Here is an 18,894-nt window from a genome sequence, read left to right as displayed (position 1 = left end):
AAAGAGTAATTGACTGACTTTTAACCTTAAAAGTTTTCCACATTTACATGAAACTCGCTCTGATATTGGTTTATAGATACTTAACACTTAAAAATCGAAGTTATGGTAAGTTTGTAATTAAACACTTTATTTTAATTTATTGAATATTAATTAATTAAATATTAAACAAGATTTTTTTTAAAGATTTTTTTAATCTTGTAACAAAACGAAAATATATACTACTTATTGGAAATAAAAACAGCAATCACTTAATGTTAGTAATTCAGGATCTACATAAATCATACGATACAGGCAAGAGTAAACTGCACGTTCTCAAGGGTATTAATCTTAATATTGACGAGGGTGAATTTGTCTCTATTATGGGAAGTTCCGGCTCCGGAAAATCGACTTTACTGAATATTATCGGAATTTTGGATGAAAAAGACAGTGGCGTTTATGATCTCGACGGAATTCCTATTGAACATCTGAATGAAGTAAAAGCGGCAGAATACCGTTCGAAATTTCTGGGATTCGTCTTCCAATCGTTTAATTTGATTGGATATAAAACGGCTTTAGATAATGTTGCACTTCCTTTATATTATCAAAACGTTCCGAGAAAAGAGCGTAATCAAAAAGCAATGGAGTATCTGGAAAAAGTAGGTTTGGCACAATGGGCAACCCATCTACCAAACGAACTCTCAGGTGGGCAAAAACAGAGAGTTGCGATTGCCAGAGCATTAATTACCAATCCTAAAGTTGTTTTGGCAGATGAACCCACAGGAGCGTTAGATTCAAAAACGACTCACGATATTATGAAGCTCCTTCAGGATATCAACAATGAAGGTAAAACCATCATCGTGGTAACCCATGAACCCGATGTTGCTGCACAAACCAAAAGAAATGTCATCCTCCGAGACGGAATTATTGAGAGTGATGAGTTTATTAATCAGATTGTTTTGTAATAGGCTGGATGTTAGATGTTGGATGCTTGAAGTTTTATTAAGTGGTTCCAATTAAATTGTAGTTATAACTGACTTTTCAAAATAAAAAACATTTCATTCTTTACTTTGAAAATTTAAATAAGATTAAAAAATCTGCGGTAGGATTGGAAACTTCCATCATCCCGCATCAAACCAAAAAATTATGTTTGACCTAGATCGTTGGGAAGAAATATTCAGTTCTATTCGCAGTAATGTATTGCGGACGGTGCTTTCGGGCTTTACGGTGGCATTGGGTCTGTTTATATTTATCGTTCTTTTCGGAATTGGAACCGGGCTGAAAAATGCTTTTACACAAGGTTTTGCGAGAGATGCTCAAAATCTGATTTCAATTTTTACGGGAAATACAACAGTTGCTTATAAAGGTTTGCAGTCAAATAGAACGGTGACAATGAATAACGACGACTATGATTTCTTAATCGACAGCGATAAAGAAAAAGTAGGGTATTCTACCCCGAGATATACTGCAAATCTGATGGTAAAATATGGTAAAGAAAGCGGAAATTACCAGATCAACGGTGCAGATCCTGAAGAGAAATTTATCGAAAACAGGAAAATGCTCGAAGGACGTTACCTTACCCCCGGAGATTTACAAAGAAAGCAAAATGTTGCGGTTGTAGGAAGAATGGTGCAGCGGGATTTAATCAAAAATGGAAGTCCGGTAGGTAAAGATCTCGATATCAACGGAACGATGTTCAAAGTAGTTGGAGTTTTCTCAGATGACGGTGGCGACTGGGACGAAAGACACATTACAGTTCCCATCACCACTTTGCAGCAAATGAAAAAAGGTTCTGATACGGTGAGCGGAGTTTATATTGCTTATGATGAAAATATGACACCGGAACAGGCCATCAAATACGGTGACCAGCTTAAAGAAAGGCTTAAATCCAGAAAAAATGTTTCTCCGGATGATGAAAACGCAGTCCGTGTCTGGAACAATGCTCAAAATATGAATGAAACCTTCATGTTTATGGCAGTTCTTACAGGAATTGTGACTTTTATTGGACTAGGAACTTTATTGGCAGGAATTATCGGGATCAGCAACATTATGGTGTATATCGTAAAAGAAAGAACCAAAGAAATCGGTGTGCGAAAAGCTATTGGTGCAAAACCACGAAGCATTGTTGCTTTGATTGTTCAGGAAAGTGTCGTGATTACCGTAGTTTCAGGGTTTGTAGGAGTTGGTTTGGGTGTTTTAGCATTACATTTAATAGGTGACAGTCTTGAAGATTACTTCATTAAAGATCCGAGTGTGGGTTGGGGAACTATCTTTGCGGCATTTGTAGCATTGGTTTTTTCAGGTTTGATTGCAGGATTCGTTCCTGCCTACAGAGCCTCAAGAATTAAACCTATCGAAGCATTAAGAACAGAATAATTTAATTTGAAAAATTTGTTAATGAGATAATTTGAAAACAAAATTCAATTTACAGCTCATAATTAATAACTTATAACTCATCAAAGTGAACATTTTATTTAAAAAAGATACCTGGCAGGAAATTTATTATTCACTAAAGAATAATAAGCTCCGCACATTCCTTACCATGATTGGAGTGGGTTGGGGTATGTTTTTGTATGTAGTTTTACTGGGTTCCGCAAAAGGAATGGAGAATGGTTTTGATAAATTGTTTTCAGGATTTGCGACCAATTCTATTTTCCTTTGGGCACAAAACACTTCGATTCCTTACGAAGGTTTTCCAAAAGGGAGAGATGTGAATCTGAAATTAACTGATGTTGAAGTTTTAAAAAGAAAAATATCAGATATCGATTATATTTCGCCACAGAACTCAAGAGGAAGTTTCACAGGAACGCCCGGCGAATCGATGTCAAGAAACGGTAAAAATGCAACCTATTCTTTAACGGGAGATTACCCGATCGGGAATAAAATTTCAGAAAAGAAACTGATTTTCGGAAGATATATCAACGATGCAGATGTTTCCGGAAATAAAAGTGTAGCAGTGATTGGAGAAGAAGTGTACAACAACTTTTTCGATTCAAAAAAGAAAGAAAATCCGCTAGGGAAATCAATTAACGTGAAAGGACTTTTCTTTAATGTGATCGGAGTTTTCAGAGTGAGAAAAGGGGGTGGTTTTGAAAATGACCGTACTGTTTTTATACCGCTTTCTACGTATACCAAAATGTACAATGCAGGAGAGCAAATCGATATGTTTGCGATTGTGAGCAAGCCCAATGTTGATGTAAATAGCGTTGAAGAAAGAGTGAAAACAGAATTAAAAGCCAAAAATCAGGTTTCGCCGGAAGACACTAATGCTTTTGGAAGTTTTAATTTAGGTAAAGAATTTAAAAAACTCACTGGGTTTTTAACCGGAATGCAGCTTTTAACAATAATCGTAGGAACGCTCACTATTTTGGCCGGGGTCATTGCGATTTCAAATATCTTATTGATTACCGTAAAAGAAAGAACTAAGGAAATAGGCATTCGAAGAGCTTTAGGTGCTAAACCTTCTGAAGTAAGAAACCAGATTTTGCTGGAAAGTGTGGTCATCACGCTCAGTTCGGGTATATTAGGCTTTATTCTAGGGATTTTTGTTTTGATGATATTCAACTCATTGACTCAGAATCAGGATGAATTTCCGTTTTATAACCCGACTGTCAATTATACCAATGTTTTTGCGGCAATGTCGGTGATGGTAATTTTAGGTTTAATTATCGGAATGATTCCTGCTCAAAGAGCGGTGAAAATACGACCGATTGAGGCATTAAGAAGTGAATAACAATTTGGGAATATATATTTAGATTTAGTTTTAAATCTTCAAATAAATTAAATTATTAAATAAAAAATAAACTACTATATGAAAAAGAAGTTCACCTGGAAAAAAGCAATCTATATCGTCTTGGGACTTTTATTGGCATGGGCATTATTTGCAGGAATCAGTTATCTTGTAAAATCAAATTCTAAAGAAAGTGAAGCGTTCCTTACCAGAAAACCGACTGTTCAGAATATGGATGACAAAGTGATGGCGACAGGGAAAATTATTCCAAAAGAAGAAATTGAGATTAAGCCCAATATCGCAGGAATTATCGATAAAATATTGGTAGATGAAGGTGATAGAGTAGAAGCCGGACAATTGATCGCCACAGTGAAAATCATCCCGAATATCGCTGAGGTCAACAATGCACAACAGGAAGTTCTTAACTCTCAACTTCAGATCAGCAATGCCAAAATGAATGTTGATAATATGCAGAAGCAGTTTGCAATGCAGCAAAAACTATTCAGTCAGGGTGTAATTTCAAAACAGGAGTATCTGAATTCTCAGCAACAATTATATTCAATGCAGCAAAGTTTGAAGAATGCCAATCAGCAACTTCAGACTGCGCAAAAAAGATTGCAAATTGTAAAAACGGGTGCAACTCCTGAATTACAAGGTTTGGCGACAACCCAGATTCGTTCAAAAGCTGCAGGAACTGTTCTTGAAGTTCCGGTAAAAGTGGGAAGTCAGGTAATTGAGGCTAACTCTTTCAACGCAGGAACTACGATTTGTTCGATTGCAGATTTGAATTCTTTGATTTTTCAAGGTGAAATTGATGAAGCTCAGGCAGGAAAATTGAAGCAGGGTATGGATATGAATATCGTGATTGGTGCTTTGCAAAACAAATCTTTCCCGGGAAGACTGACGATGATCGCTCCAAAAGGAAAAGATAACAACGGAACGATAAAATTTCCTGTAGAAGGTGATGTTCACAATCCTAATAACGAGTACATTAGAGCCGGATTTTCAGCAAACGGAGAAATCGTCATGAGTTCTCAGAAAAACGCTTTGTTATTAGATGAATCTTTGGTACAGTATGAAAAAAGCAATGGTAAAGACAAAGCTTTTGTTGAAGTAAAACAGCCAGACGGAAAATTCAAAAAAGTATATGTGAAATTGGGCGCAAGCGACGGTATCAATGTACAGATTCTTTCAGGGATTGATAAAAACGCAAATGTAAAAGTCTGGAATCCGTCTGATAAAGATAAAGAAGAATTGAAAGAAAAAGCGAAAAAGTAATTGCAACTCATATAGATAAAAAAGTCCCGGTAATCCGGGACTTTTTGTTTTACTATTCTTCAACCTAAAAGGTTTTAAATTTTAATTTAATAAAAAATTGACGTTAAATTAACTTAAAAACTTAATTTCTTTATCTTTAAATTTATTTTTCATCACCAATTTATTCATTGTTTTCAACATTTGTCGGCGAAGTTTGGCTAATTTTCTTATGTTTTTATCTTCGCTGTAATCAAAAATATTATCCTTGAAACTAAATGTGTCACCATCTTTGAATGTGATATTGTTTTTCTTCAATTCCCTCTGTATCATAAGATTGGTCATGCTTTTAAGGATTAAATATTCAGATTTACCAAGAGATTTCAAAGAAGTAAGCAACTGTTTTTTGTATTTTTTCTTTCCCATAATTCAGACTATTTTTTCCTTTTTAAGATTTGTTCAAATATATATTTTTCTTAACAAACTTTTTTAAAATTAGTCAAAATTTATTCCTCAAACACTATAGAAGGTAATCTTAACGAATTTTATGAAATTTCCTTTATCCAGCTTTAATAAAAGAAAATTTAAACAAATTTCTATAAAATGCTGAATGATTAATCAATTGCAAATTAATGGACTGATTGATAACAAATAATTCTCTAAAATTCCGTAATTTTGGCATTCAAAATCTAAAAATCTAAAAGTAAATGGACATTATTTTTGACCTTATCGAAAAAGAAAGAGAGAGACAATCCCACGGATTAGAACTTATTGCTTCAGAAAACTTTGTTTCTGAAAATGTAATGAAAGCAATGGGAAGTGTGCTTACAAACAAGTATGCAGAAGGGTATCCCGGAAAAAGATATTACGGAGGTTGTGAAGTAGTAGATGAGGTTGAGACTTTGGCAATCAACAGAGCTAAAGAACTTTTCGGAGTAGAGTATGTAAATGTTCAACCACATTCTGGTTCTCAAGCGAATGCTGCGATTTATTTAGCAGTTTTGAAGCCTGGAGATAAAATCATGGGGATGGATCTTTCTATGGGAGGGCATCTTACTCATGGTTCTGCAGTGAATTTCTCAGGAATTCAGTACGACGTAGTTTCTTACGGCGTTCAGCAGGAAACAGGTTTGATCGATTATGATCAAATGAGAGAAGTGGCTTTGAGAGAAAGACCAAAAATGTTAATTGCAGGTTTCTCAGCTTATTCAAGAGATTTAGATTATGCAAAATTCAGAGAGGTTGCAGACGAAATAGGAGCTACACTTTGGGCAGATATTGCACACCCTGCAGGTCTTGTTGCTAAAGGTTTATTAAATAACCCATTCGAACATTGCCACGTTGTAACAACAACAACTCACAAGACTCTAAGAGGTCCAAGAGGTGGAATGATCATGATGGGTAAAGATTTTGAAAACACTTACGGTCACAAAACTCCAAAAGGAGAAATCAAGCAGATGAGTCAGGTTCTTGACGGAGCTGTTTTCCCAGGAATCCAAGGAGGTCCTTTGGAGCACGTAATTGCCGGTAAAGCTGTTGCTTTTGCTGAAGCAATCGATGATCAGTTTTTAACGTACGCTAAACAAGTACAGTCTAATGCTCAGGCTTTATCAAAGGCAATGGTAGATTTAGGTTTTGATATTGTAAGCGGCGGTACAGATAACCACTTGATGTTGGTAGATCTTAGAAACAAAGGTGTAAACGGAAAAGAAACCGAAAAAGCTTTGGTAAAAGCAGATATTACTTGTAATAAAAACATGGTTCCTTTTGATGATAAATCTCCGTTCACAACTTCTGGGATCAGATTAGGAACTGCGGCTATTACAACAAGAGGTCTTAAAGAAAATGATATGGAAACTATTGCAGGATTGATTTCTGAAGTAGTAGACAATATCAAAAACGAAGAAGTGATTTCTGAAGTTAGAAAAAAAGTAAACGGATTGATGGAAGGTAAAGCTTTATTCAATTACTAACGAGCTATTGGCTTTTTAGCTTTAAATAAATCAAATAATATAAAGAGGTGCAAATTATTTTGTGCCTCTTTTTAATAAGTCTTAATTTTTAATTACTCATGATCTAAATATGCAGTCTGAAAAAAAACTTTTCACCTTTGAAGAAACTAAACAAAAGCTAGTTAATTATTGCGTGTATCAGGATCGTTGTCATGCTGAAGTAGAGCAGAAGATGAGAGAATTTGTATTGATTCCCGAAGCGAAGGAGGAAATTCTTTTGTACTTAATGAAAGAAAACTATCTGAATGAAGAACGTTTTACAAGAAGTTATATTCGTGGTAAGTTTTACATAAAACATTGGGGCAAAACCAAAATCAAAATGCATCTCAAGCAAAAAGGGATCACGGAAAAGTTGATTACTAAAAGCTTTGATGAAATTGACGAGGAAGATTACGTGAAAACAATACGAAGATTATACGAAAATTACGAATCAAAACTGACTGGATTACAGGCGTATCAGAAGAAATCTAAAACCATAAAGTACCTTTTAAGCAGAGGTTTTGAATATGAGGTGATTTTACAACTGACTGAAAATTAAGACCATTGTGATTTTAAATCTTTATTGAGTTTTTTCGGGATGAAAGGTGAATTTTGAATTAGAAATATTTCTGTTAGAATGAATGAAAACATTTATTTATCAAATGTAGAGCGGTTTAGAATATATATTATTTGGAGGTTTTTGTAAAATACAATTTGCTACAAAATACAAATGTAATTACTTTTTGATATTATAAATTATTATTGAATGATCGAAATATACATATGAAAAATGAATAGAATTAATATTATGGATATGTTATTTTAATATTTTTTATGATTATTTTAGGAAATAAAAAGTGAAATTTGTATATTTAATACGAGATAGCTCTGATATTAAATGAAAATGATTAAATATGAAAAAGCTTTTATTTTTTTTACTCCCTATTTTTTTGTTTAGTAATTTTTTTTACGCCCAGCGAGACACAGATCATTGGTTTGCTCCTTATTATGACAGCTCCTCTACTAATTATGTTCACGCTATATATCTTTCTACCGATTCTGTTATACCTTTCCAGGTTCGTGTTTATAATAATAATATTCAAATAGGAACAGTAACAATAAGTAAAGGCAGTCCTCAGGTTTTCAATGTTCCGACCGCATTCATTAAAGCTAATGTGGTGAATAATGCAGCTCAGGTTAGGACTTTGGGTCTACATACAAACGGTAATTTACCTTATTTCGCTACACTCAGAATTTATAGTCCCAACCATGGAGAAGTGGTAACGTCAAAAGGTAGAGCTGGTCTTGGTCGATTTTTCTATAATGTTTCTGCTCCTATGACCTACACGAATAGTACATTGAATTTTACGACAGGTTTTTTGGCTGTAGAAGATGATACTACTGTCACAGTTTCAGATTTTGATAATGGTGTTCAGTTTATTAATGTCACTGGTTCTCCTTCTACGATAACGTTTACATTAAACAAGGGACAATCATATATTCTTGCAGGGCAATCTGTGGTACCGGAAAACAGATCCGGATTTATAGGGGCGAAAATTGTTTCAGATAAACCCATTTCTGTAACAAATGGGAATGCTAACGGTTTCTATGCCACTACAAATACACCACTTGGTTCCGATCTAATATTAGATCAGTCTGTTCCAAGTACACGGTTAGGCTCTGAATTTACAATAGTTAAAAGCTTGTCAACCAGTCCCAACAATATGGAGGGGGGGATTATTGTGGCTACTGAAGATAATACACAAATATTTTTGAATAATAATCCGACACCGGTTGCAACTATTAATGAGGGGGGATTTTATCGGGTTTTAACTTCTTCTTTCGTTAATCAAGGACAGGGGCATTTTAATCTGTATGTAAAAACATCTAAAAATGTATATTTCTATCAGCTGGTTGGTGCGTCAGGAAATACAAATTATACTGGAGGTTTCAACTACATTCCGCCGCTCAATTGCTATCTCCCAAAAACGATTGATGAAATTGGTTTTGTTAATCAAATGCCAACCTATACCGGTAATATTAATTTAAAACTTAATATAATAACAGAAACAGGTGCTGCTGTTACAGTGAATGGTATAGCACCGACTGCTGTCCAGGGGCCATATCCTGTAACAGGTACCAATCAATGGGTAACCTATTCAATTCAGGGGATTTCCGGTAATTTAACTATTAACTCTAACCGTGCTGTTACTGCAGGAATAAATGGTGGTTATTCAAATGCGGGTTATGGCGGTTTTTTTGCCGGTTTTTCATCTTTACCGGCGATTACCAGATTAACAGGTGACTGTATTCCCGGAATAGTTCTTCGTACTGAGGCTATTTATAATACCTATCAATGGTATTTAAATGGTAACTTAATTCCTGGGGCGACGAATAGTATTTATACGCCTTTACAGGCAGGTGTTTATAGTTTAATGGTAAGTGCGGGGGGCTGTGCTCCGATTATGACTGCGAATTATAAAGTGTATACTTGTCTTTATGAAACAGCACAGACTACTACTATGTGCGAAAGTTCACTTATGATAACACCTCAATTTTCGACCTCGCAGCAAGCAGTTTTAAATTCTTCAGTCCATATTATTACACCACCCACAAACGGTACGGCAGTAGTAAATCCTGCAACCGGAGTAATAACCTATACTCCAAATACAGGCTTTTTAGGTACAGATACTATTTCCTATCAATTTTGTGGTAATGTTCAGGATTTTCAGGATTGTGAATTGATTACATATACGATTAATGTTGTACCGATCCCCGTAGTGAACAATGCTGTTTTGCGCTCATGTGCAATCGAAACCAATCCGGCAAACGGTTTATTTGATCTTACTACAGCACCGGTTAATGCTCAGCCAGGTGTCGTGAAAACCTACTTTACATCATATAATAATGCGGTTAACAATACGAATCCTATTTCTGCTGTCTCAGCATACACATCAGGCAACGCAACAATTTTTGTAAGGGTAGGGTATCCCGGAGGTTGTTTTAAAATCGCTGAAATACAACTGTTTATTATTCCTTTGGTTTATTCGCAAACGTTATTAGATCAAACCATTTGTCAAGGAGCTACCACAACGCTGGACGCAGGTGCCGGTTTTGATTCTTATCAATGGAGTACAGGGGCAACAACCTCTTCTATCACTGGGGTTGGAGTAGGAACTTATTGGGTGAAACTGACAGAAGGACAATGTACTGTTCAGCAATATGTTAATGTATTTGCTGCTTCACCACCAGTAATAAGCAATGTAGAGATAAAATCAAATGGCTTTACGGTTATAGTGACCGGAGGGAATCCTCCTTATGAATATTCTATCGATGGATTCAATTGGAGTACTTCCAATGTTTTTACCAATGTGATGCGTGGAGATATTACAGTGTATGTACGGGATAGGTACAAGTGTACTCCAGTGAAATATGAATTTTTTCTTCCAAATATTGTAAATGCTATTACTCCGAATGGGGATGGGCATAATGATATCTTAAATTATGCAGGATTAAGTACCTACCCTAACTTTAGATTTGAAGTCTTTAACAGATATGGTGCTGTGGTTTTTTTAGGAAGCAAAAATAATAATTATACTTGGGACGGAACAATCAATAATAATATTAAACTTCAAACCGGAACCTATTGGTATAAATTAAGCTGGAGTGATCCCAAAAGCAATATTTTGATGGACTTTACAGGATGGATCCTGCTTAAAAATCGGGAATAAATGATGATTTGTAATTATGAAAAATCAGGTCTTTCCTCTTATGAATAATTATGTTTAAAATATTGTTTTCTGTTAAACTGATGATTTCGAGACTGAAATTAGGAACTGTTAAGATTTTTTTATGTAATGTTTTGATTTTTAGTAAATTATTGATAGGTTTTACATGGCATTGTGTAAAACCAAAATCAAAATACATCTCGAGCAAAAAGGCATTACGAAAAAGTTAATACTAAAAGCTTTGATCAAATTGACGAGGATGATTACGTGAAACAATATAAAGATTATACGAAAATTGCGAATCAAAACTGAAGGAATACAGGCGTATCGGAAGAGAAATCTAAAGCCATAAGTGCCTTTTAAGCAGATGTTTTGAATATGATAAAATAAGTGATACATTTGATCAATTATAAAATACAAATTTTTGAATAACAATAAAATTTGGCTTTCACCACCCAGTATAGGGGGAAGTGAGCTAGAATATATACAAAACGCATTAGAATCAAATTGGGTTTCTCAATACGGCTCAAATATAGATGAATTTGAAAAAAAATTAGAACAATATTTGGGGGAGAATTCTCATGTTTCTGCTTTGTCTTCCGGAACTGCAGCTATTCATCTGGGGCTGAAACTTCTAAAGGTTGAAGAAGGTGATTTTGTGATTTGTCAGTCTTTTACTTTTGTGGCATCTGCCAATCCTATTTTATATCTAAAAGCAATTCCGGTATTCGTTGATAGCGAAAAAGATACTTGGAATATATGTCCTAATGCATTGGAAGATGCAATCAAATTTTGTTTAAGCAAAGGGAAAAAGCCGAAAGCCATTATTGCCGTTTCTTCATACGGAATGCCTTTTAAGGTTGACGAAATCTTGGCTTTGTCGAAAAAATATGAAATTCCGGTTTTGGAAGACAGTGCAGAAGCATTAGGGAGTAAATATAAAAATAAACCGTGCGGTACTTTTGGGGATTTGTCGGTCATTAGTTTTAATGGAAACAAAATCATAACCACTTCAGGTGGCGGAATATTGGTCTCAAAAACTCAGTCTGAGAAAGATAAAATTTTATTTTTGGCAACCCAATCAAAAGATAAAGCAGATTATTACAGCCATTCTGAAATAGGATATAATTATAAAATGAGTAACATCTCTGCTGGAATTGGTAGAGGGCAGATGGAAGTTTTAGAAGAGAGAATAAAGCAAAAGAGAGAAAATCATGAATTTTATAAGAATTTAATTGAAAATTTAGAAGGTTTTACTCTTTTTTCAGAACCAAATGAAGATTTTTTTTCTAATTTTTGGTTAAATACCATCATGATTGAAAATAGTAATTTGTCACCTGAAATACTTAAAAAGCATTTTGCAGAAGTAAATATTGAAACAAGGTACCTTTGGAAGCCCATGCATCTTCAGCCTTTGTATGAAAAATATCATTTTTTCGGGAATAATTTCTGTGGTGAGCTTTTTGATAGAGGGTTGTGTTTGCCTTCAGGCACTTCTCTTACAGATACTTGTAAGGATACTATAAGTGGGGTATTTAAAATTATGTCAATTTAATTTTAAAAGATAAAATTTTATCATACTTTTGTGCGATATTTCGAAGGGTAAATCGTGTCTTAGAAATACAAAGCACATATATAAAATATGAACAACAATATTAATGTTTAGTTCTGTAAGAAAAAAAATGTTTAGGGGAGATAATGTTGTTAATCTCTCGGATGTAAGGTATCTTCCTCGTTGGATTATACTTGCAATTGATGTTATAATCTTAATTATCTCATTATTCCTCTCTACTTATATCATAGAAAAGATATCTCCACGTGAATTTATTTATCATGAGGAGCAAACTGTCGTTTTCGGATTCATTATTTTAATCAATGTTTTATTTATGTATGTTTTCAAGACATACGCAGGAATTATAAGACATTCTACATTTATAGATTTATTTAAACTTTTGATGGCGAGTTTTTGTACATCAATTGTTGTCGGAGCTTCCAATATTATTTTACTTTGGGTGACAGGAGAAAAGTTTATCCTCACACCTTATCTGATTCTGTATTTCATAACATCCTTTATGGGATTGTTTTTATTCAGATTATATGTTAAAGAATTTTTTCATATAGTTCGTGAATATAGAAGGAGTGCTTTGAAAAAAAGAATATTGGTTTTGGGAATAGATGAGCAGTCTATTGCTATTGCAAGAGCTATTTTAGATAATCCTAGTTTGCCTTACCAAGTAGTTGGTTTCCTTACACAACGTACAGATAGTAAAAGAGCATCTCTACTGGGAAAACCTATCTATGCTAAAAGGAGAATAGAAGAAAATACCAAAGATGATCTTATTATCGATGGCGTGCTAGTGGTAAAAGAAATGATGTCTAAAGATGAGATGAACTCTTGGGTGAATTTATTCTTAGAAAAAGATTTGAGAATTTACAAATCGCCATCTGTACAAAAATTGAGAGAAAGTGATTTGGGAGTTTCTATTAAAAACCTTCAAATAGAAGATCTTCTTAACAGGAGACCTATCAAGATTGAGAATGAAGAAGTAAGAGCAAGGCATTTTAATAAAAATATATTGGTAACTGGGGGCGCCGGATCAATAGGCAGCGAAATTGTAAGACAAGTTGCGCAGTTTAATCCTGCACTTATTGTTGTTTTGGATCAGGCTGAAACACCCTTGTACGATATAGAATTAGAATTAAAAGAAAAATTCCCTCAGGTCAGATTCAAATTTGTATTAGCAGATGTTTCAAATAAATATCGTGTTGAACCCATATTTGAAATGTATAATTTTTCTATGGTCTACCATGCTGCAGCGTATAAGCATGTACCACTAGTTGAAGAAAATCCGCATGAAGCAATATTGGTTAATGTTTTGGGTTCTAAAAATATCGCAACTTTATCAAGCAAGTATAAAGTTAATAGATTCGTTATGGTATCTACCGATAAGGCTGTAAATCCTACGAACGTAATGGGAGCGTCAAAAAGGGCTGCCGAATTGCTTGTACAATCAATCCAAAATATAGAAGGAAATACTACGAAATTTATTACCACGAGATTTGGAAATGTTCTAGGTTCAAATGGTTCTGTAATTCCTCACTTTAAAAGACAAATCGAGGCGGGAGGTCCTGTGACGATTACGCATCCTGATATTGTAAGATATTTCATGACTATTCCTGAGGCATGCGAATTAGTATTACAAGCGGGAACGATGGGGAAAGGTGGTGAAATTTTTGTGTTTGATATGGGAGATCCTGTCAAGATATTAGATTTAGCACAAAGAATGATAAAGCTCTCAGGCTTCGAACCCCATGTCGATATCAAAATAATATATACAGGTTTACGACCTGGTGAGAAGCTTTATGAAGAGTTACTTAGTGACGATGCAAAAACACTTCCGACACACAATGAGAAAATCATGATTTCTAAAGACCCAACTTTAGAATATTCAGAGATTGATTCTTTAGTTAATCTGATTACCAAAGCGTCGATTAAGAAAGATAAAACTGATATTGTGAGAATTCTTAAAATAATTGTTCCTGAGTTTAAAAGCAACAATTCGATTTACGAAGTATTAGATAATTAAAAAAAAGATAAGTGTATATTTGCACAATTTTAAGACATGAAGAGTAAAATATTAATTATATTATCAGCAATCATAATTGTTTCTTGCAGGACAAATCCGAATGCGAAGAATGATTTAAATTACATGCAAAACATAGAACAGGTAGCTATTGAGAATTCGATGAGAAATTCTAATTCGACTATTCAGCCTGGTGACCAGTTGGTGATTCTTATCACTGCAAAAGATATGGATGTTGTAAAACCATTTAATCAGAATTACTCTTCTTCAGAAATGATTCAAACCAATACTTTGGCAGGAGGTAATACACCAAACCAAGGAATGATGACAATACAAGGACCTACTTATATTGTAGATACAAAAGGTAATATAGATTTTCCTATTTTGGGCATTTTAGATACCAATGGTAAGACTTTAGTTGAATTAAAAGAAGAGTTGAGAGAAAAAATGTTAAAGTATGTAATCAATCCTACAATTAGCATACGATTAACAAATTTTAAAGTTACAGTTTTAGGAGAAGTAAACAGGCAAGGTGATTATACAGTTGCGAATGGTCAAGCAACAATTTGGAATGCTTTGGGGATGGCAGGTGATCTTACGATGTATGGTAAAAGAAATGATGTATTGGTTATAAGGACAGAAAATGGAGTAGTTTCTCATGGTAAAGTCAACTTACAAGATGCATCTCTTATTGATTCTCCCTATTATAATTTAAAGCAAGGTGATGCTATTATAGTATCTACAAATAATTCTAAAGATATTCAGGCTAAGCAGAATCCTAATACAGGTCTGTATTTAACTGCAGCGTCTATTGCAATAACTGCTGCCGCTGTAGTGGTAACTTTAATTACTAAGTAAAAGAATAAATATTTACCAGTAATCAACACAACCAATCATATCAATTAAATGATGAAATCTTACAAAATAGTAATAATAGGCCAAGGTTATGTCGGACTTCCATTGGCATTAGAATTTGCTAAATATTTTCCTGTTTTGGGGTTCGATATTAATTCAGAAAGAACTGAACAGCTAAATAATGGAGTAGATGTAACGCTGGAAGCTGATATTGAAAAACTTAATGCTCATCTTAATCTTTATATAGAATCTGAGGGTGAATTTGGCTATAAGGCAAGTGCTGATTTAAACGAAATTTCACAATCAAATATTTTTATTGTAACCGTACCAACACCTATAGATAAATATAATGCTCCAGATTTAAAGCCATTGCTATCAGCATCAAAAATGTTGGGCGGAATTCTCAAAAAAGGAGATATTGTCATTTATGAATCAACAGTTTTCCCGGGTTGTACAGAAGAAGATTGTGTACCCGTTTTAGAAAAACATTCTAATTTAAAATTCAATGAAGATTTTTTTGTAGGATATTCACCTGAAAGAATTAACCCAGGAGATAAAATACATACGCTGACTTCAGTAATGAAAGTGACTTCAGGATCAACTCCCGAAATTGCAATTGAGGTTGATGAATTATATAAAAAAATAATCACAGCAGGAACTCATCTTGCACCTAGTATTAAAGTAGCAGAAGCGTCAAAAGCTATAGAAAATGCACAAAGAGATGTTAACATCTCTTTTGTAAATGAGTTGGCATTGATCTTCGACAGAATCGGTATCGATACAACGGATGTTTTGGAAGCGGCAGGCACAAAATATAATTTTCTTAAATACAGACCAGGATTAGTAGGTGGTCATTGTATTTCTGTTGATCCTTATTATTTGGCACACAAGGCAGAGCAATTGGGTTATCATCCTGATGTCATCTTATCTGGTCGTCGTGTAAATGACTCTATTGCCAGATTTATTGCTGCTAAAGTAGTGAAATTACTTATAGCTAAAGGAGAAGTTATAAAAAACTCAAAAGCGCTTATTTTAGGAGTTACTTTTAAAGAAAATTGTCCGGATATTAGAAATACAAAAGTGTTCGATATCTATAAAGAACTTTTAGATTATGGGATTAATGTAGATGTTTATGACCCTTGGGCGAGTAAAAAAGAAGTGAGAGACGAATATGGAATTAAGTTGCTGGACTATTTGAGCGAAGACAATAAATATGATTCAATCATAATTGCAGTTTCGCATACACAGTTTCTTACAATTGATTTTGAAAATTTAAAAAATGACAATACTGTTATTTTTGATACTAAATCTTTTCTACCAAGAAATCAAGTAGATGCTAGGTTATAAGAATATTCATAAACATAATCCCAAAACAAAGTATAATTGTACATTTGTAAATCTAAAAAAAATAATTATTTTAAATGAATAATTCAACACAAGAGGAATCAAACGAAATTAATATTCAAGATATTGTTAAGCCCTATTTACATCATTGGATATGGTTTGTAATAGTTCCAATGATATCAATATTTTTAGTTTATTTTTATTTAAAAACGGTTACTCCATTATATAGCATTCAATCATCTGTTCTTATAAAAGATGCAAAAGCTACACCTTCAGTAGGTGGAGAATTTGGTATTTTACAAGATCTGTCTGGACTTGGGGGGATGGGTACTAATAGTGTTGATAATGAAATAGAGATATTTAAGTCTAAAAAATTGATGCGTGATGTCGTTAAAAATTTAGATCTGCAAACTTCAATATATTCCAAAGATAAACTAAAGACTCAGGAACTTTATAAAGACACTAGCCCTTTCACTGTAAAGGTGTTGAATGAAAAACCATTTGCATCTAAACCCCAAAAACCTATCAATGTAAAGTTTTCAGGGAAAAATATTGTGTTAAGTTCTGAGGAATTCTCAAGTGATATTAAAACTGCTTTTAATAAAACCATCAATCTCCCGTATGCGAACATTATTATTTTACGCAATTCTAAATTTAATAAGGTTAAAGCAGGGGATGTAGAAAATCTTTCTTTTACTTACTTTTCTGTAGATGATAAAGTAAGTGAGCTACAAAAAATTTTACTTGTAACTTTAGCTAATAAGGATGCTACGGTAATTAGTTTATCCTTAAATTATAGCAACACAGACAAGGCCAAAGATATCCTCAATAACCTTGTCGAAGTTTATAATAGTGATGCTATTAAAGATAAAAATTCAGAATCTGAAATAACACGTGATTTTATTGATGAGAGAATAAATATTATTGCAAATGATCTAGGTGAAGTTGAAGGTCGTAAAGAACGATTTAAAAGTTCTAATCAAATTACTGATTTGGAAACTGAAGCAAAATTAGGTCTTGAAAGCTCAGCTGGAGCTCGTACGAAAGAGATTGAGATAGATTCAGAATTAGATATTACCAATGCATTAATTGGTTTTATGGCTAAAAAAGGTAATGGACAAGTGCTTCCTTCAAATATAGGTTTGAAAAGCTCTGAAGCTGTAAGTAACATCTCCATCTATAATCAGTTAGTAATAGACAGAAACAGGCTGCTTGAGAATGCTACGCCACAAAATCCATTAGTTATTGATCTAAATAATCAAATTTCGTCATTAAGATCTTCGTTATTGGAAAGTTTGAATAAAAGTAAAGCAGGCTTAGAGTTTGCTAAAAACCAATATGTAGCGGAGCAAAATAAAGTTTCTTCAAGAATATCAAAAATTCCTAATCAAGAAAAATTATTTAGAGATATAGAAAGACAACAGCAAATAAAAGAGAGCCTTTATTTACTTTTATTACAGAAAAGAGAAGAGACAGCAATCTCTTTAGCGGTAACTGCAAATAAAGCAAGAATTGTAGATTTTGCTTATGCGTCCGCTAAACCAGTATCACCGAAAAAAATCATATTTTTATCACTTGCACTTTTGTTTGGATTACTTTTGCCTTTCATAGTTATTTATCTTAAAGAACTATTTAATGATAAGATTCTCACCAAACATGATCTTGAAAAGTTATCTAGAAATAAACCTGTAATTGCAGAAATTCCTACGTTGGTTAAAGGGCAACCGGAGTTGGTGAAAATTAATGATCTATCTCCTATGGCAGAAGCTTTTAGAATATTAATTACTAATATGAATTTTATGCTGCCTAAGAAAAAAGCTAAGGTAGTATTTGTAACTTCCACTGTAAAAGGTGAGGGTAAGACATTTGTATCGGTAAACCTTGCTCTTACTTTAGCTTCACCGAAGAAAAAAGTAATTATCATCGGTTCAGATATAAGAAATCCTCAGCTTCAGAGATATAATCCGGCTAGAAAAGGTTTAATAGGACTTACCGAATACCTACACAATGATAAAACCATTCTTAATGATATCATACATGTGTCTACTTTTAATCCTTACTTAGACGTCATTTATTCAGGCGGTATTCCTCCCAACCCGACCGAATTACTAACAAATGGAAGATATGAAGTATTATTAGAGAATTTAAAATCTAATTATGATTATATTATTCTAGATACTGCACCATTAATGCTGGTTACTGACACTTTCCTATTTGCAACAATGGCTGATGCAACATTATATGTTACAAGATCTAAGTATACTGAAAAGACATTGATTGATTTTGCTAATTCTAATATAGAATCAGAAAAAATCAAGAATGTAGGTTTCGTGCTTAATGATGTTGAATCACAATATTTAGGTTATGGTAACAAATATGGATACGGCTATAATGCCGAAGAAAAGAAATGGTGGCAGAAAATATTTTAGAAA

General features: G+C 33.7%; 13 protein-coding genes. 12 read left to right on the top strand and 1 reads right to left on the bottom strand.

The window, feature by feature from the left end:
- The first annotated feature begins 251 nt into the window (after positions 1–251).
- The 4 genes from LNP04_RS06440 to LNP04_RS06425 all read left to right on the top strand — a co-directional run bounded on the left by LNP04_RS06440 (position 252) and on the right by LNP04_RS06425 (position 4,984).
- Positions 252–941, top strand: a complete 690-nt coding sequence (locus LNP04_RS06440; protein WP_229985728.1) for an ABC transporter ATP-binding protein — start codon at positions 252–254, stop codon at positions 939–941.
- Positions 942–1,122: 181 nt separating this feature from the next.
- Positions 1,123–2,352, top strand: coding sequence for an ABC transporter permease (locus tag LNP04_RS06435; RefSeq protein WP_129534694.1), 1,230 nt, complete (start codon positions 1,123–1,125; stop codon positions 2,350–2,352).
- A gap of 85 nt (positions 2,353–2,437) precedes the next feature.
- Positions 2,438–3,709, top strand: a complete 1,272-nt coding sequence (locus LNP04_RS06430) for an ABC transporter permease (protein WP_185145182.1) — start codon at positions 2,438–2,440, stop codon at positions 3,707–3,709.
- A 78-nt stretch (positions 3,710–3,787) separates the two neighbouring features.
- Positions 3,788–4,984, top strand: a complete 1,197-nt coding sequence (locus tag LNP04_RS06425; RefSeq protein ID WP_229985727.1) for an efflux RND transporter periplasmic adaptor subunit — start codon at positions 3,788–3,790, stop codon at positions 4,982–4,984.
- Positions 4,985–5,092: 108 nt separating this feature from the next.
- Here the strand turns inward: LNP04_RS06425 and LNP04_RS06420 are convergent, their stop codons facing one another.
- Positions 5,093–5,386 carry a hypothetical protein gene (locus LNP04_RS06420; protein ID WP_229985726.1) on the bottom strand — a complete coding sequence of 98 codons (294 nt, stop codon included), beginning with the start codon at positions 5,384–5,386 and terminating at the stop codon, positions 5,093–5,095.
- Positions 5,387–5,667: 281 nt separating this feature from the next.
- On the opposite strand from LNP04_RS06420, the gene glyA reads away from it, so the two are divergent.
- From glyA to LNP04_RS06380, 8 genes are all read left to right on the top strand, one after another.
- Entirely contained in the window at positions 5,668–6,933 is a 1,266-nt protein-coding gene (glyA, locus tag LNP04_RS06415; protein WP_229985725.1) for a serine hydroxymethyltransferase, read from the top strand.
- Positions 6,934–7,042: 109 nt separating this feature from the next.
- Positions 7,043–7,510 (top strand): regulatory protein RecX, encoded by a 468-nt coding sequence (locus LNP04_RS06410; protein ID WP_229985724.1) that lies wholly within the window; start codon positions 7,043–7,045, stop codon positions 7,508–7,510.
- A gap of 355 nt (positions 7,511–7,865) precedes the next feature.
- On the top strand, positions 7,866–10,682 hold the full coding sequence (locus tag LNP04_RS06405; protein WP_229985723.1) for a gliding motility-associated C-terminal domain-containing protein: 2,817 nt from the start codon (positions 7,866–7,868) through the stop codon (positions 10,680–10,682).
- Positions 10,683–11,103: 421 nt separating this feature from the next.
- Positions 11,104–12,234 (top strand): aminotransferase class I/II-fold pyridoxal phosphate-dependent enzyme, encoded by a 1,131-nt coding sequence (locus LNP04_RS06400; protein WP_229985722.1) that lies wholly within the window; start codon positions 11,104–11,106, stop codon positions 12,232–12,234.
- A gap of 127 nt (positions 12,235–12,361) precedes the next feature.
- The gene (locus tag LNP04_RS06395; protein WP_229985721.1) at positions 12,362–14,266 is read left to right on the top strand and encodes a nucleoside-diphosphate sugar epimerase/dehydratase; all 1,905 of its coding nucleotides are present in this window, start codon (positions 12,362–12,364) and stop codon (positions 14,264–14,266) included.
- A gap of 123 nt (positions 14,267–14,389) precedes the next feature.
- Positions 14,390–15,121 (top strand): polysaccharide biosynthesis/export family protein, encoded by a 732-nt coding sequence (locus tag LNP04_RS06390; RefSeq protein ID WP_229985720.1) that lies wholly within the window; start codon positions 14,390–14,392, stop codon positions 15,119–15,121.
- A 48-nt stretch (positions 15,122–15,169) separates the two neighbouring features.
- The gene (locus tag LNP04_RS06385; protein WP_229985719.1) at positions 15,170–16,465 is read left to right on the top strand and encodes a nucleotide sugar dehydrogenase; all 1,296 of its coding nucleotides are present in this window, start codon (positions 15,170–15,172) and stop codon (positions 16,463–16,465) included.
- A 74-nt stretch (positions 16,466–16,539) separates the two neighbouring features.
- The gene (locus LNP04_RS06380) at positions 16,540–18,891 is read left to right on the top strand and encodes a tyrosine-protein kinase (protein ID WP_229985718.1); all 2,352 of its coding nucleotides are present in this window, start codon (positions 16,540–16,542) and stop codon (positions 18,889–18,891) included.
- Positions 18,892–18,894 lie beyond the last annotated feature (3 nt).

Source organism: Chryseobacterium sp. C-71 (genome assembly GCF_020911865.1).
Lineage (GTDB): Bacteria > Bacteroidota > Bacteroidia > Flavobacteriales > Weeksellaceae > Chryseobacterium.
This window is presented reverse-complemented; position numbering and strand designations above follow the sequence as displayed.